Below are 19,576 nucleotides of genomic sequence, written 5' to 3'. Positions count from 1 at the left end.
AACGGCCGGAAGGGAGCGCGGCCCTACGGGAGGGAGCAGTGATGCCTGCGAGCATCGTCAAGGAGGTCGGCCACCTCCTTGATGCAGCGGCGACACAGGACACGGTCATCCGTCTCAGCTGCCCTTCCTGCGGTTCCGTTCATGTGGCACAGGTCCTCGGCGACAACGGGGGAGTTTCCTACGTGTGCACGGCCTGCGGCCACAGCTGGAGCTGATCGATGGGTGCACACAGGCGAAAGTGCGACTGGTGCGGCAGTGGTACGCCGATTGTCCGGGACATGGAACCGGTCAACCCGGAGTACCAGTACTGGTGCGAGGAATGCGCGCGGGCGCTGATCATAAAAGGCGACCCGATCGAGACGTACCGTGAACTGGAGGGGGAGCCGATCTACGGCCGGCTCCTCGAAGAGCACTGCACGCTCAAACGGTTCTATTCGTTCGTCACCGCGTAAGCGGACATCAGCCGCAGAAACAGGACAGAACGGAAACGATTTGGTGCTCACCCGGTGGGCCGGTAATGTTGGCGTCGTCGCCAGGGAAACCGGGCGGCGCGGTCAATATGCGGCTTCACCGCGTGACCACGAGGGGCTATAGCTCAGTTGGTAGAGCGCCTGCATGGCATGCAGGAGGTCAGGAGTTCAATTCTCCTTAGCTCCACAAGTGAGAGGGCGACCTACTCCGCGGACAACGCGGAACAGGTCGCCCTCCTCGTTTTCGCGGGGATGTGCCGAGCAAGCCCGCACCGGACGGCCGAAGTTGAAGGGCCGCCTCTTTGGAGGCGGCCCTTTTTCACGCTCTGGGTTTCTGCGCTCCGTGTCCTTGAGCTCAGCGCCCCAGGGCCCGGCGGCCGCGGCCCTGGGAGAGCACCGGCAGGTTGTTGCGGGTCCCGCCCTGGGCGCGGTTGTCCTCCTCGATGCGCAGGGCGAGGGCGGGGCAGCGGCGGACCGCTCGGAGCGCCTTCGCCTCGGCGTAGCGCGGTACTTGGGCCTGCGCGACCGTCGGGAAGCCGTCGGCGCCGAGTTCGAAGACCTCGGGGAGGATGTCCGCGCACAGGCCGTGGCCCCGGCACAGCGTCCAGTCGACGTAGATCTTCTGGCGGCTGGGACCGTTCTCCTCGGCCTCGCCGCCGCCCGGGATGCCCGTAGGCATCTTGCCGCCCTCGAAGAGCGGCAGAACGCCCTCAACGGGCCGTCCGCAGCCGTTTCCGAGGACGTGGGCGGCCAGGTCGTCCGTAAACGCCTTGATGGTCGACTCCAGGAACATCGCGGAACCGTCCGGGTGCGAACAGGCGCCGCGCCGCTTCACGTTCTTGGCGACCTGCTTGAGAGCCTCCAGGGCGGCCGGACCGCCACCGTTGATGATGTCCTCCATGCCGCGCGCGGCGGCCGGCAGACCGAGGTAGCAGGGGCCGCACTGGCCCGCGCTCTCCTCGGCCAGCCACTGCGCGACCCGCAGCGACTCGCCGAGCGGACAGGTCTCCTGACTGATCGGCAGGATCGCGCCTGCGCCGAGCGCACCGCCCACCGCGTCCAGGGAGTTGCGGGAGACGATCGCCTCGTTCACCGTCGCCGAGTCGATCCACTTTCCGTGGTAACCGCCGGTCAGCACGCCCTGCGGAACCGGCGGGGCACCGGCGAGCTGAAGCACGTAGCGCAGCGGCACACCGGTGGGGACCTCGATCACCATGGGGCGGGCGACCGCGCCGGACACCGTGAGCATGACGGTGCCGGGCTCGTCGTACAGACCGGTGTTGCCGTAGCGCTCGGGGCCGATGCGGGCGCCGATCGCGAGCTGGGCGAACGTCTCCGCGTTCGACAGCAGGGTGGGCGCGCCGCCGACGCCGTTCTGCGAGGCGCTGACCTTGCGGCCGGGCGGGATCGCCGGGCCGCCGTCGATGGAGCGGATCAGCGACGCGGCGGCGCCGGTGACCATGCGTACCGGATTGCGCTGCACGCTCGCGCGCAGCGCCGATCTGCGGCTGTTGCTGAGGCCGCGTTCGGCGAGCGCGGCCTCCATGGAGCGCTGGGTCGATTCGCGGGTGACCCCCACCACGAGCGTGCGGGCACCCAACGCCTCCGCGACCAGCAGCGCGCCGTCCAGGATGAGGTGCGGGGCACGGTTGATCAGCACCGTGTCCTTGCGGCAGGCCGGCTCGTCCTCGCTGCCGTTGACGACGACGACCGGCCGTACGCCGCGCTTGATCGCCGCGTCGGCCACCGAGCGCAGCTTCTTGTGGAAGGGGAAGCCCGCGCCGCCGCGGCCCTTCAGGTTGATGCGCTCGGAGAGCTGCGCGAGCTTCTCCCCGCCCATCGGTTCGAGCGGGCCGTGCACCTTCAGGTGCATGGGCAGATCGAGTCGCTCGACAAGGTCGAAGCCAGACGTGAGCTGGGGAAGGCCGACCACGCGGACTTCTGGGACGTCGGGCAGGGCCTCGTTCACCTATAGCCTCCGGAAGGCATGTTCCAAGGTTCGCCCGAACCCGGTGCGTCAAAGTTTTGGCCAGCACCGGGCGATGGTTCGGCGGGACCGCTGTGGTTGTACGTGTCGTCCGGGTAGTACGCGCCGTAGAGGTTGTTTGTCTCAGTGGTGTCGTACACATCACTCGACCCATAACCGGATGCGCCCGGATTGCCATAGGCCGGGATGTTGTATCCCGTGTCGTTCAGCGGGTCGTAGGCCGACGGGGGCGCCTCGCCGACCGGCGGCGGGGACGGGATGGGCCAGCTGCCCGACGTACTGCCGTTGGCGTCCGTCCGCGGGATCGCCTCGGTGGGCTGCATGTCCATCGGCAGGTCCATGCGCGCGGTCTGGTCGGCCGCGAACTGCTGACCCGCGTTCCGGGGCGTGGAGACGGCGCGGTAGGCGGCGGCGAAGCCGTTCGCGGGCTCCGGGGCGGCGGGGGCCTCGTACGCGGGGTTCGCGCGGGTCTGGGAGCGGGCCCCACGCGCGTTCTCGTAGCCGGGCAACGAGCCTCCCGACAGGGTCCCGGTGGACTCCGCCGCCCTCCGGGCCCGGCTCGCGTCCAGCTCGTCGCGGCCCGGCCGCTCCTCGGTCCCCATGATCGCGCCGATCTGGTCGGCGATCCTGCGCTTGAACGGGCGCGGAGCCGCGCGCAGGGCGAGTGCCGCGGTGACACCGAGGACCGAGAGGCCGTAGAGGATCACAAAGATCGGCTTGGCGGCGCGGCCCGCGTACAGGCCGTGGACCAGCGCCGCGCACCAGGCCGGGTAGGCCAGCATGTGCATGGCCCGCCAGCGGGCCGCCACCGGGGCGGGCGAGGCGAACCTGCTGCGCAGGACGCCGGTGATGCCCACGAAGATCATGAGCAGGCCGGCCACCGAGCCGAGACCGATCAGTCCCTCGACTCCGGTGACGCCGAGCGAGAACGGGATGATGGCGGCGATCAGCTGGGTGTGATCGAGCGCGATCTTCGTGGTGATGTGCAGCAGCAGGAACGCGATCGAGGCGACCGCGGTCGTCCGGTGGACCGCCTGTCCGATGATCCGCTGGCGCGTGTGCAGGAAGATCCGGTCCTGGGCGACCAGGCCCCAGATCACCGAACAGCTGAGCGATACGAGGGACAGTACGCCCGCGCCGAAGTTGAGGAAGTCGCGGACCCGTTCACCTCCGACCAGCACGACTACGGGTATGAGGAGCAGGGCGACAGCCGACGCCACCCCATAGGCCGACCGGCCGGACTGGGGAAGCGAGCTGTTACTACGACGAGGGTTCATGGGGGCAACTCCGAGCAGTTTCGGGAAAGCGGTCCCGCTGCCGCACTTTAAGTGGCGCCATACCGATCGGTACGAGGTTTGAGTTATTGCGTTGTTATCAAATGACGATGTGGCCGTTGTGCCGTCCCTTTGTGGCTGTTACGCGAAGTAACTTCTGACTGTGATTCAGTTGTGGTCCAGTGTGACCGGTCGTGCCCGGTGTGGTCCGCGGGGGCAGCAGTCGGTGCCCATAAGGCATACGTAAGCGCGTCGCGTCCTGCTCAAGGGCTGCGGTACCCTAACCGCATGCGTGCCGTACGCCTTCTGCTTAGCGGGCCGCGCTGATCAGTCCCGACCGCCGGTGAGAGACCGTGGTCGGCATCGGCGCGGCGTCCCCTCCTGTGCGAGGGGATTTTTCGTTTCTTGGATGTCGCAGCCGCCGGCAGAGACGATCGATGGAGCTTTGAGGATCATGAGCGAGACGAACCCCGCTGTCGCCGCCGAGGTGGCCGCGCCGCACCGCTACACGGCTGCCATGGCGGCCGACATCGAGGCACGCTGGCAGGACTTCTGGGACGCCGAGGGCACCTACGGGGCGCCGAACCCGACGGGTGACCTGGCCGGGGACGCCGCGCTGGCCGCCAGGCCCAAGAAGTTCGTCATGGACATGTTCCCGTATCCGTCCGGTGCGGGCCTGCACGTCGGGCACCCCCTGGGCTACATCGCCACCGACGTCTTCGCGCGCTTCCAGCGCATGACCGGCCACAACGTCCTGCACACCCTGGGCTTCGACGCCTTCGGCCTGCCCGCCGAGCAGTACGCCGTGCAGACCGGCACGCATCCGCGCGTGTCCACCGAGGCCAACATCGAGAACATGAAGTCCCAGCTGCGCCGGCTGGGCCTGGGCCACGACAAGCGCCGGTCGTTCGCCACGATCGACCCGGACTACTACAAGTGGACCCAGTGGATCTTCGTACAGATCTTCAACTCCTGGTACGACGACGAGGCGGGCCGGGCCCGCCCGATCTCCGAGCTGATCGCCCTCTTCGAGTCCGGTGAGCGTCCCGTACCGGGGCACACGCGCGCGTGGAGCGAGCTGAGCGCCGCCGAGCGCGCCGACGTCCTGGGCGAGTACCGCCTGGCCTACGCCTCCGACGCGCCGGTCAACTGGTGCCCCGGCCTGGGCACCGTACTGGCCAACGAGGAGGTCACCGCCGACGGCCGCTCCGAGCGCGGCAACTACCCGGTCTTCAAGGCCAAGCTGCGCCAGTGGAACATGCGGATCACCGCGTACGCCGACCGGCTGCTGGACGACCTGGAGGCGCTGGACTGGCCCGAGGCCATCAAGCTGCAGCAGCGCAACTGGATCGGCCGCTCCGAGGGCGCCCGTGTCGACTTCCCGATCGACGGCGAGCGCATCACGGTCTTCACCACCCGCCCGGACACCCTGTTCGGCGCGAGCTACATGGTGCTTGCCCCGGAGCACCCGCTGGTCGAGAAGTTCACCCCGGACGCCTGGCCCGAGGGCACCCACGAGGTGTGGACCGGCGGTCACGCGAGCCCGGCCGAGGCCGTCTCCGCGTACCGCGCGCAGGCCGCCTCGAAGTCCGACGTCGAGCGGCAGGCCGAGGCCAAGGACAAGACCGGTGTCTTCATCGGCGCGTACGCGACCAACCCGGTCAACGGCGACCGGATCCCCGTCTTCATCGCCGACTACGTGCTGATGGGTTACGGCACCGGCGCGATCATGGCCGTCCCGGCGGGTGACCAGCGCGACTTCGAGTTCGCCCGCGCCTTCGAGCTGCCGATCCCCTGCATCGTCGAACCGACCGACGGCCGGGGCACCGACACGTCGACCTGGGAGCAGGCCTGCTCGGCGCACGACGCGGAGATCATCAACTCCTCCAACGCCGAGATCTCGCTGGACGGCCTGGGCGTCGCCGACGCCAAGGCGCGCATCACCGAGTGGCTGGAGCGCAAGGGCATCGGCGAGGGCACCGTCAACTTCCGGCTGCGTGACTGGCTGTTCAGCCGGCAGCGCTACTGGGGCGAGCCCTTCCCGATCGTCTACGACGAGGAGGGCATCGCCCACTCGCTGCCCGAGTCGATGCTGCCGCTGGAGCTGCCGGAGGTCGAGGACTACTCGCCGCGCACCTTCGACCCGGACGACGCCGACACCCAGCCCGAGACCCCGCTGTCCCGCAACGAGGACTGGGTCGAGGTGACCCTGGACCTGGGCGACGGACGGGGCCCGCGCGCATACCGTCGCGAGACCAACACCATGCCCAACTGGGCCGGTTCCTGCTGGTACGAGCTGCGCTACCTGGACCCGCACAACGACCGGAAGCTGGTCGACCCGGAGATCGAGCAGTACTGGATGGGGCCGCGCGAGGGTCAGCCGCACGGCGGTGTGGACCTGTACGTCGGCGGCGCCGAGCACGCCGTGCTGCACCTGCTTTACGCGCGCTTCTGGTCCAAGGTCCTGTTCGACCTGGGGCACGTCTCCTCCGTGGAGCCGTTCCACAAGCTGTTCAACCAGGGCATGATCCAGGCCTTCGTCTACCGTGACAGCCGTGGCATCGCGGTGCCGGCCGCCGAGGTGGAGGAGCGCGACGGCGCCTACTACTACCAGGGCGAGAAGGTCTCCCGGCTGCTGGGCAAGATGGGCAAGTCCCTGAAGAACGCGGTCACTCCGGACGAGATCTGCGACGAGTACGGCGCCGACACCCTGCGTCTGTACGAGATGGCGATGGGCCCGCTGGACGTGTCCCGGCCGTGGGACACGCGCGCGGTGGTGGGCCAGTTCCGGCTGCTGCAGCGGCTGTGGCGCAACATCGTCGACGAGGCGACCGGTGAGCTGACCGTCGTGGACGCCGAGGCCGACGAGGCCACCCTGCGTGCCCTGCACAAGGCGATCGACGGGGTGCGCCAGGACCTGGAGGGCCTGCGGTTCAACACCGCCATCGCCAAGGTCACCGAGCTGAACAACCACCTGACCAAGGCATATGGAGGCGGCGGGGCCGCAGGCCCCTCGGTTGAGGGCGGTGGTGGGCGACGGGCGGGCGGGGCGGTGCCGCGGTCCGTGGCCGAGCCGCTGGTGCTGCTGGTCGCGCCGCTGGCCCCGCACATCGCCGAGGAGCTGTGGCGCAAGCTGGGCCACACCGACTCGGTCGTGCACCGGGACTTCCCGGTCGCCGACCCGGCGTACGTCGTGGACGAGACCGTGACCTGCGTGGTCCAGGTCAAGGGCAAGGTCAAGGCCCGCCTGGAGGTCTCGCCGTCCATCTCCGACGACGAGCTGGAGAAGATCGCGCTGGCCGACGACAAGGTCATCGCGGCGCTGGACGGGGCGGGGATCCGCAAGGTGATCGTGCGGGCGCCGAAGCTGGTGAACATCGTCCCGGCGTAGGCGGTCGTCGGCTGGGCCGGAGTGCCGGGAGCGTACGCATAGGGGTCGTCCCCTACGGGCAGGTTCGGGGTTTTTCTGGAACTCCGGGCCTGCCTGTTGCGTTTACCGTTGAGGAGAGGCGCGGAGTGCGCCGAGGCCGGTCGAGGAGGAGCTTGTGGACGCAGTGATCGCAGTAATCGCCCTGCTCTTCGTGCTCTTCGTGGTGCTCGGCGTCTATGCCACCGTCAAGGTGGTCGGTGCCGCCAAGCGCGGAGTGGACCGCACCATCACGCAGGCCCGCCGCACGGTCGAGGACCACACACTGCGCGCCAAGTCCTTCACGCAGATCGGCCCGGCGGGCGAGATCGCCCAGCTGCGGCTGAAGCTGCGCACGTCGATGCGTGCCACGCAGGAGGCGCTGGGCGCGGGAGTGCTCGAGGACGAATCACTCAAGGAGTCCCTCGGGCTCTTCGAGCGGCTCAGCGTGCACGGACACGAACTGGACCGCGAACTCAGGCGCCTGGAGTCCGAGCCCGACCGGACCACGCTCGCCGCACGGCTGCCCGGGCTGCGCGATCGCACCGAGCGCATCATCAAGTCGGCGGACTCACTGCGCTGGGCCACCCGCGACCGCGCCCACCGTTTCGCCGACGACGACCTGGACTCGCTGAGCACGCAGATCGACGTGGAGGCCGGCGCGCTGCGGCACTGGACGACCACGGAACCCACAGCCACCACACCGTCGCCCCCGTGGCCCGAGGCTCAGAGGGCAGAGGGCGCCTCGACCCAGCAGACCTGGCCCGAGACTTCCCGCGCCCGCGCCGCCGAGGAGCCGGATCGGCCCGCGATCACCCCGCCGGGCCCGCGGCCCACCTACCCCTGGCAGAAGAAGGCCCGCCCCGAGAGCACGACTTGATCCGGACACGGATGCCCAGGTGAGAGGGGCCGGGCTGCCGCGTGCGCGCTACGGCAGGTAACCTCCAGCTCATGTCCCGCCATGTCGCGATCGTCACCGATTCAACGGCCTACCTGCCGCAACGGACGATGGAGCGGCACGGCATCACCGCGGTCCCCCTGACCGTGGTCCTCGGTGACCAGGCTCTCGAAGAGGGCACCGAGATCTCGACCCGCTCCCTGGCCCAGGCCCTCCAGAAGCGACGGCCCGTCACCACGTCGCGGCCCAGCCCCCAGGTGTTCGCCGAGACCTACCGCAAGGTCGCCGAGTCCGGCGCCACCGGCATCGTCTCCCTCCACCTGTCCGCCGAACTCTCCGGCACACACGACGCGGCGGTGGTCGCGGCGCGCGAAGCGCCGGTGCCGGTGCGGGTGGTGGACACCGGCATGGTCGCCATGGCCCTCGGGTTCTGCGCGCTCGCCGCGGCCGAGGCGGCGGAGTCCGGTGGCACGGTGGACGAGGCCGTCACCGCGGCGGAGAAACGGGCCGCGGGCACATCCGCGTACTTCTACGTCGACACCCTCGACTTTCTGCGCCGCGGCGGTCGGATCGGTGCCGCGCAGGCCCTCTTCGGATCCGCGCTCGCGGTGAAGCCGTTGCTGCAGCTGCGCGGTGGCCGGATCGAGCCCTTGGAGAAGGTGCGGACGGCGTCGAAGGCCATCGCCCGGCTGGAGGAGATCGCGGCCGACCGGGCGGGCAGCGCGCAGGTCGACATCGCCGTCCACCATCTCGCCGCCCCGGACCGGGCGACCGCGCTCGCGGACCGGTTGCGGGCGCGGCTGCCGGACCTCGCCGACCTGCATGTGAGCGAGGTGGGGGCGGTGATCGGGGCGCACACGGGGCCCGGATTGCTGGGGGTTGTGGTCTCACCGCGTTGAGACGGGGCCTCCTGGGGGCGGGGGCTGTGCGCCGGGGCGGCGTGTCCGGCGGTGTGGCTGAGTGCGTGTCGTGGGCGTGGTGTGGGCGCCGGTGCGGGGGCGTGGGCGTTGGCCACTGCGTGCCGAGGGGGTCGCTCACTCCCATGGGTGGCGGAGTTATCCACAACCGGGTGGCAGTCCACGGGAAATGACCAAGATCATCGCGATGGCGGCGAGGTGTCAGATCCTCGGCACATGGCACTTCGATCACGTTCACGCACAGGCACCGCGACCAGTGGCCCGGGGCGCGGGCCCACCTCCGACGGCCGGACCCGTACCTCTTCACGGGCCACCACACGCACCCGTCACCGCCGTCCACCCACGCGCGGCCGTGTCGCCCGGCCCCGGCACGCGTCCGCCGACGAGCTCCGCCGCAGGGCGGAGGCGTTGTTCGCCGAACGCGCCGGGGAATGGCGGGAGTCGGGGAAGGGGCCGCCGGGCGGGGAGCAACGGGTTGCCGATGTCAGTGGCGGCACTGAGGGCACTGACGGCACCTATGTCAGTGACGGCACTGAGGGCTCTGGCGGCACCGATGCCCCCGACGTCACCGACATCAGCGGTGGGGGATTACGGGCCTCCGGCGCGGCCATAGGAGCTGTGGCCTCCCGTGACCACGTGGCCTGGGACGGCGTGGCGCCCCCCGACCGTTTGACCCGAGACGGCATGGCGCCCCCCGACCGCCGGTCCCCGAGGGGTTTCTTCGACGAGGTTGACACGGACGTGGGGTTCAGTGACCAGGCGGGGCCCGCTGTGGGCGGGCGGCGGGCGCGGCTCGGGTTGGCTCTGCGGGAGCGGTTGCCGGTGTGGCTGCAGACGCGATGCGGTCTGGAGCGGCGAGGTGTGTTCGCGCTGACGGTGCTGCTCGTCGTCGCCGGCGCGTTCGCCGTGCAGCACTTCTGGACCGGCCGGACCGAACCCGTCCGTGCGCCTGAGGTGGTGCGGGCGGCCCAGCCGTACGGTGCGGTGGAGCCCGGCGAGGAGTCGGCGCCCGCTGTGCCGGCCGGTGCACCGAGCGCCGCGGGCACGGCAGCCGCCGAGATCGTCGTGGACGTCGGTGGCAAGGTGCGCGAGCCCGGAATCCACAGTCTGCCGGCCGGTTCACGGGTCGCCGACGCGTTGCGAGCGGCCGGTGGAGTGCGGCCGGGGACGAACACCGACGGCCTCAACCGCGCCCGCTTCCTGGTGGACGGAGAACAAGTGATCGTCGGGGGCACCGCCGCCCCCGCGGTGCCCGGCTCGGGGGGCGCTCCCGCCGTCGGCGGTGCGGGCGGCGCCATGGCGGGCACCGGGCCGGCGGCCCCCGTCCTCCTCAACACGGCGACCGTGGAGCAACTCGACACCCTGCCCGGCGTGGGCCCGGTGCTGGCCCAGCACATCATCGACTACCGCACCCAGCACGGCGGCTTCCGTTCGGTGGACGAGCTGCGCGAGGTCAACGGCATCGGCGACCGCCGCTTCGCCGACCTACAAAATCTCGTACGGCCATGAGTACGCCGACCACGCCCACGCCCCACACGCCGCCCGACCCCACCACCGCCCCACCCCGTCACACTGTCCACGCCACCTCGGGAAAACGGCTCGGAGCCGCCCACCCACGGCAGGAAGGACCGACGGACCTACGGCTCGTACCGCCCGCACTCGCCGCCTGGGCGACGGCCTCGCTGACGCTGAGCGCGTCGCCGGGCCGGGTGATCGGCCTGGTGGCCGTATGCCTTGCCGCAGCCGGTGTCCTCCTGGTGTCCGCGCGGGTGCGTACTCGTCCCGCGCGGGTGACCTGGGCGCGGGTCTCGGTCGCCGCCGTGTTGCTCTGTGTCGCGGCGGCCGCGGCCTCCGCCGGGCTCCACGGGGCCGACCTTCGGCGGGGGCCGGTCCCGGCGCTGGCGCGGCAGTACGCCACGGTGACCGCGGAGGTCCAGGTGACCTCCGATCCACGGCTCACCCGCGCTCGGATCAGAGGGGACCACGCGGCACCGACGTCCGTGCTGATCAACGCCGACGTACGACGCGTCGAGACGCCGGACGGTACATCGGTGACGACTCGCGCGCCGGTGCTGATGTTCGTCGACGTGGCTGCCACGAGGACCGGTCCGCCTAACGTGGACGGGGCGCCGAGGAGACCGCGCGCTGACGCGGCAGGGGCGACGGAGGGCCCGTCTCCCGGCGTCGAGGGGCCGGGACGGTCGCCCTGGCTGGAACTGCTGCCCTCCACGAGGCTGCGGGTGACCGTGCGACTGGCGCCCGCGATGGTGGGTGGCGACCGAGTCGCGGCCGTGCTGCGGGTACGGGGCCGGGCGGCGCCGGACGTGGTGGGCGAGCCGTCGGCGCCGCAGCGGTTCGCGGGCCGGCTGCGGGCCGGGCTGAGGGAGGCAACGGACGGGCTGTCGGGGGACGCGCGGGCGCTGCTGCCCGGGCTGGTGGTCGGAGACACCGCGCGGATCACTCCGGAGCTGGACGAGGCCTTCAAGGAGACCGACCTGGCGCACACGCTCGCCGTCTCGGGCAGCAACCTCACCATCATCCTGGCCCTGCTCGTGGGGCCGCCCGGACTGGCCCGACTCGTCGAGCGGCGCGGGCTCGCGCCCCGGCTCGGGCTGTCGCTGCGGACGACCGCGCTGGCCGGCGGCGGGCTCACCCTCGGGTTCGTCGTGGTGTGCCGACCGGACCCGAGTGTGCTGCGGGCGGCGGCCTGCGGGGCAGTCACCCTGGTCGCGCTCGCCACCGGACGCCGCAGATCGCTCATCCCGGCACTGGCGACGGCCGTACTGCTCCTGGTGCTGTACGACCCCTGGCTGGCCCGCAGCTACGGCTTCCTGCTCTCCGTCCTGGCCACCGGAGCCCTGCTCACCCTCGCGCCGCGATGGAGCCGCGCGCTGCGGGCGCGTCGGGTGCCGCCGCGGCTGGCGGAGGCGCTGGCCGCCGCGGCTGCCGCGCAGGCCCTGTGCGCACCCGTCATGGCGGTGCTGTCGGCGCGGGTGAGTCTGGTGGCGGTGCCCTGCAACCTCCTGGTGGAGTTCGCGGTGGCGCCCGCCACGGTGCTGGGCTTCGCGGCGCTGGCCACGGCACCGTTGGTGATGCCGGTGGCCAAGGGGCTGGCCTGGTGCGCGAGTTGGCCGACGGAGTGGATCGCCCAGATCGCCCGCGCCGGGGCGGCGCTGCCCGGCGGGGGAGTGGACTGGCCCGGCACCTGGGCCGGGGCGGCACTGCTCCTCCTCGTCACGGTGGTCGTCCTGCTGCTCGGCCGCCGGCTGGTCGGACACCCCTGGCTGTGCGGGGCGTGCGGGCTCCTGCTCGTGCTGGTGGTGGTGCAGCCCCCGCCGCTGACCAGAGTGATCACGGGCTGGCCACCGCCGGACTGGCGGCTGACGATGTGCGATGTGGGACAGGGTGACGCGACGGTGCTCGCGGCGGGCGAAGGCACCGGGGTGGTGGTGGACGCCGGGCCCGACCCGGCGCTGGTCGACCGCTGTCTGCGGGCGCTCGGCATCACCAGGGTGCCGCTCGTGGTGCTGACCCACTTCCATGCGGACCATGTGGCGGGGCTGTCCGGGGTGCTGCGGGGGCGTTCGGTGGGCGCGATCGCCACGACGGGCTACGAGGAGCCCGTGGACCAGGCCGAGTTCGTACGCAGGGCGGCCGCGGACCGGCATATTCCGGTGACGCCTGCCCTGGCCGGAGAGCGACTGCGTACCGGTCAGCTGTCCTGGGAGGTGCTGTGGCCGCCCCTGCGCCCGGCACCGGAACCGGAGGGACCGAACGACGCCAGTGTCACTCTGCTGGTCCGGTCGGCGGGGCTGAGGTTCCTGCTGCTCGGAGATCTCGAACCCCCGGCTCAGCGGGCTCTGTTGCGGTCGCCGGCGAGCGTGGCGCTGGCCGGGGTGGACGTGCTCAAGGTCGCCCACCACGGCTCGGCCTACCAGGACCCGGACCTCATACGCCGGGTTGCCCCACGCCTGGCGCTCATCAGCTGCGGTGCCGACAACCCTTACGGCCACCCGGCTCCTGGCACGGTCGAGGCGCTGCGGGCCGGGGGCGCGACAGTGCTGCGCACCGACCAGGACGGAGCGGTCGCGGTGACGGGAGGTGAGGGCACGGGCGGCGGACAGCTCCAGGTGGCGCGAGACTGAGGCCATGGATTCCACACAGGTCGATGCCTATCTCCGCCGCATCGGCGTCGAGCGGCCCGCGCGGCCCACCCTTGACGTCCTGCGTGAGTTGCAGCTGCGCCATCTGCGGACGGTGCCCTTCGAGAACCTGTCGGTCCACCTCGGCGAGGAGATCGTGCTGGAGGAGAAGCGGCTGTTGGACAAGGTGGTGGGCGCGCGCAGGGGCGGGTTCTGTTACGAACTGAACGGCGCGTTCGGATCGTTGCTCACCGCCCTCGGCTTCGATGTCAGGTTGCTCGCGGCGCGGGTGCACGGAGACGAGGGGCGGCTCGGGATTCCGTACGACCATCTCGCCCTGCGGGTGAGGGCGGTGGACGGGAGCGAGTGGCTGGCCGACGTCGGGTTCGGGGCGCACAGCCACTATCCGCTGGCGTTCGAGGCGCGGGGGGAGCAGAAGGACCCGGGCGGCATGTTCCGGATCGTCGAGGTGGCCCAGCGGGGCGGGGTGGACGGGGTGGACCTTGATGTGGTGGTCGACGGCAGGGCCCAGTACCGGCTGGAGACACGGCCCCGGGTGCTCGGTGACTTCGTGGCCGGAGCCTGGTGGCACAGCACCTCGCCGGCCTCGCACTTCACGCAGTCGCTGGTCTGCTCACGGGTGACGGAGGACGGGGGGAGGATCACACTCAGCGGGCGCACCCTCAAGGTGACGGGCCCGGACGCGGCGCGGGAGGAGCGGGAGCTCGGTACGGACGAGGAGGTGCTGGAGGTGTACCGGGAGCGGTTCGGTATCGAGCTGGATGGCGTGCCGACAGTGCGAAATCCCAACCGGAGTGGCTAATACGGGCCAGACGGTTCGGTTTCCCACGATGTGAGCCCTGTTGCCTCGAATACCTCATCAGTGGTCGAATGCGTCTTCGGCAACACTGATATCAAGTCGCAGGGACGTCGAAGATGATCGGCCGCTGGCTGGGAAACCGTACTAACCGGGTGCAACGGGCGAGTCCGTGGGGGGCGCTGCAGACCCCGCCGAGTGCCGGGGTGCTCAGCTGCCGGGTGCTGGACCCGGTGAACGAGCCGGTGGCGAACGCCGAGTTCGCGGTCAGCGACGCCATGGGGCGCAAGGTGGTCAGCGGGGGTACGGATCCCTACGGGTCGTTCATGACGACGGTGCCGGCGGGGGAGTACCGGCTCGCGGTGTCGGCCGACGGGTACACGCCGTACCGGGCGACCGCGATGGTGGGTGAGAACGCGCTCGCCTCCCTCGGTGATGTGACCCTCCAGGTCGCCCAGCCGCTGGAACTGCCGGGGCCGGGTGACTGGGAGGTCGAGCTGGCGCACTCCTCGGTCGGCTTCACCGCACGGCACATAGGGATGGCCCGGGTCCACGGGCGGTTCAACTCCTTCGCGGGCGCGGTACGGATCGGCGACCGGATGGACCAGTCGGCGATGCACGTGGTGATCGACGCGGCGTCCATCGACACGAACGTGCGGATGCGGGACGACCACCTGCGGTCGGCGGACTTCCTGGACGTACGGCGGTTTCCGACGCTGGAGTTCTACAGCGAGCGGTTCGTGCACAAGGGTGGCAACCGGTGGGCGGTCACGGGGGCGTTGTCGCTGCACGGGGTGACGCGCACGGTCACGCTCGACACGGAGTACCTCGGCCTCGGGAACGGGATGGAGGGTGAGGTGCGGGCGGCGTGCCGGGCCACGACCGAGTTGCACCGGGACGACTTCACCGTGAGCTGGCAGACGATGCTGGCGCGGGGGATCGCGGTGGTGGGGCCGAGTATCCGCATCGAGCTGGATGTGCAGATCGTGCCCAAGGGCTGACACCGGGGCGCTGCGGGACCGGGCTCTCGGTCTGGGGTGGGCCCCACTGGGGGGATGCCTCGGTGCGGGTGCGGTGCCGGAGAATGGCGGCGTGAGCGATGTGAGACATGTGCTGGTGCTGCCCGACCGTGATGCCGCGGAGGAGGTGGCGGGGGCGCTCGGGGAGCGGTTCGGGGTCGTCGAGGAGCCGCGACTCGTCCGGGACGCGCTGGCCGGTGAGGACGACGCCGAGGACGCGCAGTGGCTCGTGGTCCTGCGGGACGAGGAAGAGCGGCTGGATCCCGGGGAACTGGACGCGTTCGCGGGGGAGTGGGACGGGTGGCGTGAGGAGCCGTAGGGGCACCGCCCGGGCTGCGGTGAGCCGGGCCGCCGGGGTGGGCGGGACGGCACGTCCGCTGTCGGACTCGCTGTCGTCGGGGCTCGTTGTCAGTGCCCCGTGCGATGCTTTACGCGATGGCCAGAAAGACTGCGAATGACGACCTCCTCGCCCCGGTGACCCTGGCCGTGGGCCAGGAGGACCTCCTGCTCGACCGTGCGGTGCGGGAGGTGGTGGCTGCTGCCAGGGCCGCCGACGCCGACACGGACGTACGTGACCTGACCCCGGACCAGTTGCAGCCCGGGACGCTGGCGGAGCTGACCAGCCCGTCGCTCTTCGCGGAGCGGAAGGTCGTCGTCGTGCGCGATGCGCAGGATCTGTCGGCCGACACGGTCAAGGACGTGAAGGCGTATCTCGGGGCGCCCGCCGAGGAGATCACCCTGGTGCTGCTGCACGCGGGCGGAGCCAAGGGCAAGGGGCTGTTGGACGCCGCCCGCAAGGCGGGGGCCCGGGAGGTGGCGTGCCCGAAGATGACCAAGCCGGCGGATCGGCTGGCCTTCGTGCGGGGTGAGTTCCGGACGGCCGGGCGCTCGGCCACTCCCGAGGCATGTCAGGTTCTGGTGGACGCCATCGGCAGCGATCTCAGGGAGCTGGCGTCCGCCGTGTCCCAGCTGGTCGCGGATGTCGAGGGCACCATCGACGAGGCGGTCGTCGGGCTCTACTACACCGGGCGGGCCGAGGCATCCAGCTTCACGGTCGCCGACCGGGCGGTCGAGGGCAGGGCCGCGGAGGCGCTGGAGGCGCTGCGGTGGTCGCTGGCCACGGGTGTCGCGCCGGTGCTGATCACCAGCGCGTTGGCGCAGGGGGTACGGGCGATCGGGAAGCTGTCGTCGGCGCGTGGCGGCCGCCCGGCCGATCTGGCGCGAGAGCTGGGCATGCCACCGTGGAAGATCGACCGGGTACGTCAGCAGATGCGGGGATGGACGCCGGACGGTGTCTCCGTCGCGCTGCGGGCCGTCGCCGAGGCGGACGCGGGAGTGAAGGGCGGCGGCGACGACCCCGAGTACGCCCTGGAGAAGGCCGTCGTCGCGATCGCGCGCGCGGCACGTTCCCGGGGGCGCGGGTAGGAACGCGGAGGACTCCCTGACGGTCGGCGGCCCCGTGTCCCGACGCGACCCGCCGCCTCGCTTCCCTGCCCCTCTCCACTGCGCCCCCAGGCCCCGTCTCGCCCGGTTCCGCCTCCACCTCCGCGACGCCTCCAGCTAATCCCGCCGACTCTCGTCCTCGCCCTGGTGTGCTCGCCCTCACACGGAGGAGAATCGGACATGCCAGCCGAAATCGCCGAGCAACGGAGAGGTGGCGGTTGTCATGGCTGAACACCCGCACGCAGCGCTCGTCCGCAAGGGGTACGAGGCTTTCACGCGTGGGGACATGGACACCTTGCGCGGACTGATGACAGCGGACTGTACGCATCATGTTCCCGGCAGCCACCCGCTCTCGGGTGACTTCAAGGGGCTGGACGCGACCATCGACATGTACGGCCGCCTCTACGAGGAGACCGGCGGGACCCTGCGGGTCGAGGTGGAGAGCGTGCTCGTGGACGGGCGGGGCCACGCGGTCGCCGTGCACCGTTTCTCGGGCGAGCGGCCCGACAAGCGGCGCATCGACGAGAAGGGGTGCATCGTCTTCCGGATCGTCGGCGACAAGATCAGCGACCTTGACGAATGCGTCGAGGACATCGACAGGGCGAACGAGTTCTGGGCGTGAGCCGATCAGGCACGCCGAAGGCCCCGGTGCCGCCCTGGGGAAGGGCGGGCGCCGGGGCCTTTGGTTCAAGATGTCACAACGGTGGAACCGCGCCCGCGTGGCGAACGCAGGCCGCGCGCGGTTCCGGGGTGCCGGACGGGAGCGGATGAGAGAGGGCCCGCTCGATTCCCTCCGGCGGTCAGATCAGAAGGGTTCAGCCCTTGAGGGAAGCGACCTTCGAAGCAAGCGCCGACTTCTTGTTGGCGGCCTGGTTCTTGTGGATGACGCCCTTGGAGACGGCCTTGTCGAGCTGACGCGCGGCAGCGCGCTGGTACTCGGTGGCCTTCTCGGCGTCACCCGCGGCAGCGGCCTCACGGGCCTTGCGGATCGCGGTCTTCAGGGAGGACTTGACGGCCTTGTTGCGCAGCCGCGCCTTCTCGTTGGTCTTGATCCGCTTGATCTGGGACTTGATGTTCGCCACGAATGAGCCTCTACAGGTTCAGGCACGCGAGAACGGGGACCGTTTGCGGTCCGCTCCACGTACCGGTGATTTCTTGATGACGCGCCTCCTGCTGAGAGGGCATGAGGCGCAGCCACTCAGAGTACCAGCGGCCCTCCGAGTGGCCCAAACCGATCGCACCGCCCCACGCGTGGGACCATGGAGGCTACGTATCGATCCGACCCGAGACCGCAGACACTGCGGACGCCTCAAGAATCAGGACCCTGCGTGCCCGCGATCCCTAGCCATGTGCCCGAGCCGAGCCGTACCGCCCCGGCTCAGATCCGCAACTTCTGCATCATCGCGCACATCGACCACGGCAAGTCCACGCTCGCCGACCGGATGCTCCAGCTGACCGGTGTGGTCGAGCAGCGGCAGATGCGTGCTCAGTACCTCGACCGCATGGATATCGAGCGTGAGCGCGGAATCACGATCAAGTCACAGGCGGTGCGTCTGCCATGGGCTCCCACCCATGACGAGAAGAACACGCACATCCTCAACATGATCGACACCCCGGGGCACGTCGACTTCACCTACGAGGTCTCGCGGTCGCTCGCGGCCTGCGAGGGCACCGTGCTCCTCGTCGACGCCGCCCAGGGCATCGAGGCCCAGACCCTCGCCAACCTCTACCTGGCGATGGAGAACGACCTCAAGATCATCCCCGTACTGAACAAGATCGACCTGCCGGCCGCCCAGCCGGAGAAGTTCTCCGAGGAACTCGCCAACCTCATCGGCTGCCAGCCGGAGGACGTCCTCAAGGTCTCCGCCAAGACGGGCCTGGGCGTCGACGCGTTGCTGGACCGGGTCGTGCAGGACGTCCCGGCGCCCGTGGGCGTCAAGGACGCCCCCGCCCGCGCGATGATCTTCGACTCGGTCTACGACTCCTACCGGGGCGTGGTCACCTACGTCCGCGTCATCGACGGCCAGCTCAACAAGCGCGAGCGCATCAAGATGATGTCGACCGGCGCCACCCACGAGCTCCTCGAGATCGGCGTCTCGTCCCCCGAGATGACACCTGCCGACGGCATCGGCGTCGGTGAGGTGGGCTACATCATCACCGGTGTGAAGGACGTCCGTCAGTCCAAGGTCGGCGACACCATCACCAGCAAGGAGAAGGGCGCCACCGAGCCCCTCGGCGGGTACAAGGACCCCAAGCCGATGGTCTTCTCCGGCCTCTACCCGCTGGACGGTTCGGAGTACCCCGACCTCCGCGAGGCACTGGACAAGCTCCAGCTCAACGACGCCGCCCTGGTCTACGAGCCGGAGACCTCCGCGGCCCTCGGCTTCGGCTTCCGCGTCGGCTTCCTCGGACTGCTGCACCTCGACGTCATCCGTGAGCGCCTGGAGCGCGAGTTCAACCTCGAACTCATCGCCACCGCGCCCAACGTGGTCTACCGCGTGATCATGGAGGACGGGAAGGAGCACACGGTCACCAACCCGAGCGAGTTCCCCGAGGGCAAGATCGACAAGGTCTTCGAGCCGGTCGTGAGGGCCACGATCCTCGCTCCCAGCGAGTTCATCGGATCGATCATGGAGCTCTGCCAGGCCCGCCGCGGCACCCTCCTCGGCATGGACTACCTCTCCGAGGACCGCGTGGAGATCCGCTACACGCTTCCCCTCGCCGAGATCGTCTTCGACTTCTTCGACAACCTGAAGTCCAAGACCCGCGGTTACGCCTCCCTGGACTACGAGCCCACCGGCGAGCAGGACGCCCAGCTGGTGAAGGTCGACATCCTGCTGCACGGCGACCGCGTCGACGCGTTCTCCGCCGTCACCCACAAGGACGCCGCCTACGCGTACGGCGTACGGCTCGTCGCCAAGCTGCGCGAGCTGATCCCGCGCCAGGCCTTCGAGATCCCCATCCAGGCCGCCATCGGCTCCCGGGTCATCGCCCGCGAGACCATCCGCGCCATCCGCAAGGACGTCCTCGCCAAGTGCTACGGCGGTGACATCTCCCGTAAGCGGAAGCTGCTGGAGAAGCAGAAGGAAGGCAAGAAGCGGATGAAGATGGTGGGTTCCGTGGAGGTTCCGCAGGAGGCCTTCATCGCCGTACTGTCCAGCGACGACAGCGCGGGTTCCGGCAAGGGCAAGAAGTAGCCCTCT

At 70.4% G+C, this 19,576-nt stretch carries 16 protein-coding genes and 1 tRNA gene; 14 read left to right on the top strand and 3 right to left on the bottom strand.

Annotation, left to right across the window (positions count from 1 at the left end; genetic code table 11):
• Positions 1 to 41: 41 nt before the first annotated feature.
• From ABZ027_RS19265 to ABZ027_RS19255, 3 genes are all read left to right on the top strand, one after another.
• Positions 42 to 215, top strand: a complete 174-nt coding sequence (locus tag ABZ027_RS19265; protein WP_356769766.1) for a hypothetical protein — start codon at positions 42 to 44, stop codon at positions 213 to 215.
• Between the two features lie 3 nt (positions 216 to 218).
• A complete protein-coding gene (locus tag ABZ027_RS19260) occupies positions 219 to 452 on the top strand; it encodes a hypothetical protein (RefSeq protein WP_053750770.1) in 234 nt (77 codons plus the stop codon).
• 132 nt (positions 453 to 584) lie between these two features.
• Positions 585 to 657 (top strand) — tRNA-Ala (locus ABZ027_RS19255).
• A gap of 168 nt (positions 658 to 825) precedes the next feature.
• Here ABZ027_RS19255 and ABZ027_RS19250 read toward each other — a convergent pair.
• Both ABZ027_RS19250 and ABZ027_RS19245 read right to left on the bottom strand, forming a co-directional pair.
• The gene (locus tag ABZ027_RS19250) at positions 826 to 2,439 is read right to left on the bottom strand and encodes an NADH-ubiquinone oxidoreductase-F iron-sulfur binding region domain-containing protein (protein WP_356769764.1); all 1,614 of its coding nucleotides are present in this window, start codon (positions 2,437 to 2,439) and stop codon (positions 826 to 828) included.
• On the bottom strand, positions 2,436 to 3,734 hold the full coding sequence (locus ABZ027_RS19245; protein ID WP_356769762.1) for a cytochrome b/b6 domain-containing protein: 1,299 nt from the start codon (positions 3,732 to 3,734) through the stop codon (positions 2,436 to 2,438). Before ABZ027_RS19245 ends, ABZ027_RS19250 begins: the two co-directional genes overlap by 4 nt.
• A 451-nt stretch (positions 3,735 to 4,185) precedes the next feature.
• On the opposite strand from ABZ027_RS19245, the gene leuS reads away from it, so the two are divergent.
• The 10 genes from leuS (at position 4,186) to ABZ027_RS19195 (ending at position 16,995) form a co-directional block, all read left to right on the top strand.
• Positions 4,186 to 7,122 carry a leucine--tRNA ligase gene (gene leuS / locus ABZ027_RS19240; protein ID WP_356769760.1) on the top strand — a complete coding sequence of 979 codons (2,937 nt, stop codon included), beginning with the start codon at positions 4,186 to 4,188 and terminating at the stop codon, positions 7,120 to 7,122.
• 154 nt (positions 7,123 to 7,276) lie between these two features.
• Positions 7,277 to 8,017: a hypothetical protein gene (locus ABZ027_RS19235; protein ID WP_356769758.1), complete on the top strand. Its 741-nt coding sequence runs from the start codon at positions 7,277 to 7,279 to the stop codon at positions 8,015 to 8,017.
• A gap of 71 nt (positions 8,018 to 8,088) precedes the next feature.
• Entirely contained in the window at positions 8,089 to 8,934 is an 846-nt protein-coding gene (locus ABZ027_RS19230) for a DegV family protein (RefSeq protein ID WP_356769756.1), read from the top strand.
• A gap of 234 nt (positions 8,935 to 9,168) precedes the next feature.
• Positions 9,169 to 10,461, top strand: a complete 1,293-nt coding sequence (locus tag ABZ027_RS19225) for a ComEA family DNA-binding protein (protein WP_356769755.1) — start codon at positions 9,169 to 9,171, stop codon at positions 10,459 to 10,461.
• Positions 10,458 to 13,097, top strand: coding sequence for a ComEC/Rec2 family competence protein (locus ABZ027_RS19220; protein ID WP_356769753.1), 2,640 nt, complete (start codon positions 10,458 to 10,460; stop codon positions 13,095 to 13,097). Before ABZ027_RS19225 ends, ABZ027_RS19220 begins: the two co-directional genes overlap by 4 nt.
• 4 nt (positions 13,098 to 13,101) lie before the next feature.
• On the top strand, positions 13,102 to 13,917 hold the full coding sequence (locus ABZ027_RS19215) for an arylamine N-acetyltransferase (protein WP_356769751.1): 816 nt from the start codon (positions 13,102 to 13,104) through the stop codon (positions 13,915 to 13,917).
• Between the two features lie 113 nt (positions 13,918 to 14,030).
• The gene (locus ABZ027_RS19210) at positions 14,031 to 14,912 is read left to right on the top strand and encodes a YceI family protein (RefSeq protein ID WP_356769749.1); all 882 of its coding nucleotides are present in this window, start codon (positions 14,031 to 14,033) and stop codon (positions 14,910 to 14,912) included.
• Positions 14,913 to 15,003: 91 nt separating this feature from the next.
• Positions 15,004 to 15,249, top strand: a complete 246-nt coding sequence (locus tag ABZ027_RS19205) for a hypothetical protein (protein WP_356769747.1) — start codon at positions 15,004 to 15,006, stop codon at positions 15,247 to 15,249.
• A gap of 116 nt (positions 15,250 to 15,365) precedes the next feature.
• Entirely contained in the window at positions 15,366 to 16,355 is a 990-nt protein-coding gene (gene holA, locus ABZ027_RS19200; protein WP_356769745.1) for a DNA polymerase III subunit delta, read from the top strand.
• Positions 16,356 to 16,596: 241 nt separating this feature from the next.
• Positions 16,597 to 16,995, top strand: coding sequence for a nuclear transport factor 2 family protein (locus ABZ027_RS19195; RefSeq protein WP_356769743.1), 399 nt, complete (start codon positions 16,597 to 16,599; stop codon positions 16,993 to 16,995).
• A gap of 193 nt (positions 16,996 to 17,188) precedes the next feature.
• Here ABZ027_RS19195 and rpsT read toward each other — a convergent pair whose 3' ends face one another.
• On the bottom strand, positions 17,189 to 17,455 hold the full coding sequence (gene rpsT / locus ABZ027_RS19190; protein ID WP_030042978.1) for a 30S ribosomal protein S20: 267 nt from the start codon (positions 17,453 to 17,455) through the stop codon (positions 17,189 to 17,191).
• Between the two features lie 246 nt (positions 17,456 to 17,701).
• Here rpsT and lepA point away from each other — a divergent pair, with 246 nt between their 5' ends.
• On the top strand, positions 17,702 to 19,570 hold the full coding sequence (lepA, locus tag ABZ027_RS19185) for a translation elongation factor 4 (protein ID WP_356769740.1): 1,869 nt from the start codon (positions 17,702 to 17,704) through the stop codon (positions 19,568 to 19,570).
• Positions 19,571 to 19,576 lie beyond the last annotated feature (6 nt).

The organism is Streptomyces sp. NPDC006332, from assembly GCF_040612855.1.
Lineage (GTDB): Bacteria > Actinomycetota > Actinomycetes > Streptomycetales > Streptomycetaceae > Streptomyces.
Note: the sequence above shows the minus strand (reverse complement) of the source record. Positions and strands in the feature narration are given on the sequence as shown.

Bases quoted from the DNA above. Each gene is read 5' to 3' on its own strand.
- ABZ027_RS19260 (WP_053750770.1), top strand. From the start codon at position 219: ATGGGTGCACACAGGCGAAAGTGCGACTGGTGCGGCAGTGGTACGCCG.
- ABZ027_RS19210 (WP_356769749.1), top strand. From the start codon at position 14,031: ATGATCGGCCGCTGGCTGGGAAACCGTACTAACCGGGTGCAACGGGCG.
- ABZ027_RS19195 (WP_356769743.1), top strand. From the start codon at position 16,597: ATGGCTGAACACCCGCACGCAGCGCTCGTCCGCAAGGGGTACGAGGCT.
- ABZ027_RS19230 (WP_356769756.1), top strand. From the start codon at position 8,089: ATGTCCCGCCATGTCGCGATCGTCACCGATTCAACGGCCTACCTGCCG.
- leuS (WP_356769760.1), top strand. From the start codon at position 4,186: ATGAGCGAGACGAACCCCGCTGTCGCCGCCGAGGTGGCCGCGCCGCAC.
- ABZ027_RS19245 (WP_356769762.1), bottom strand. From the start codon at position 3,734: ATGAACCCTCGTCGTAGTAACAGCTCGCTTCCCCAGTCCGGCCGGTCG.
- ABZ027_RS19225 (WP_356769755.1), top strand. From the start codon at position 9,169: ATGGCACTTCGATCACGTTCACGCACAGGCACCGCGACCAGTGGCCCG.
- holA (WP_356769745.1), top strand. From the start codon at position 15,366: ATGGCCAGAAAGACTGCGAATGACGACCTCCTCGCCCCGGTGACCCTG.
- ABZ027_RS19220 (WP_356769753.1), top strand. From the start codon at position 10,458: ATGAGTACGCCGACCACGCCCACGCCCCACACGCCGCCCGACCCCACC.
- ABZ027_RS19215 (WP_356769751.1), top strand. From the start codon at position 13,102: ATGGATTCCACACAGGTCGATGCCTATCTCCGCCGCATCGGCGTCGAG.
- ABZ027_RS19265 (WP_356769766.1), top strand. From the start codon at position 42: ATGCCTGCGAGCATCGTCAAGGAGGTCGGCCACCTCCTTGATGCAGCG.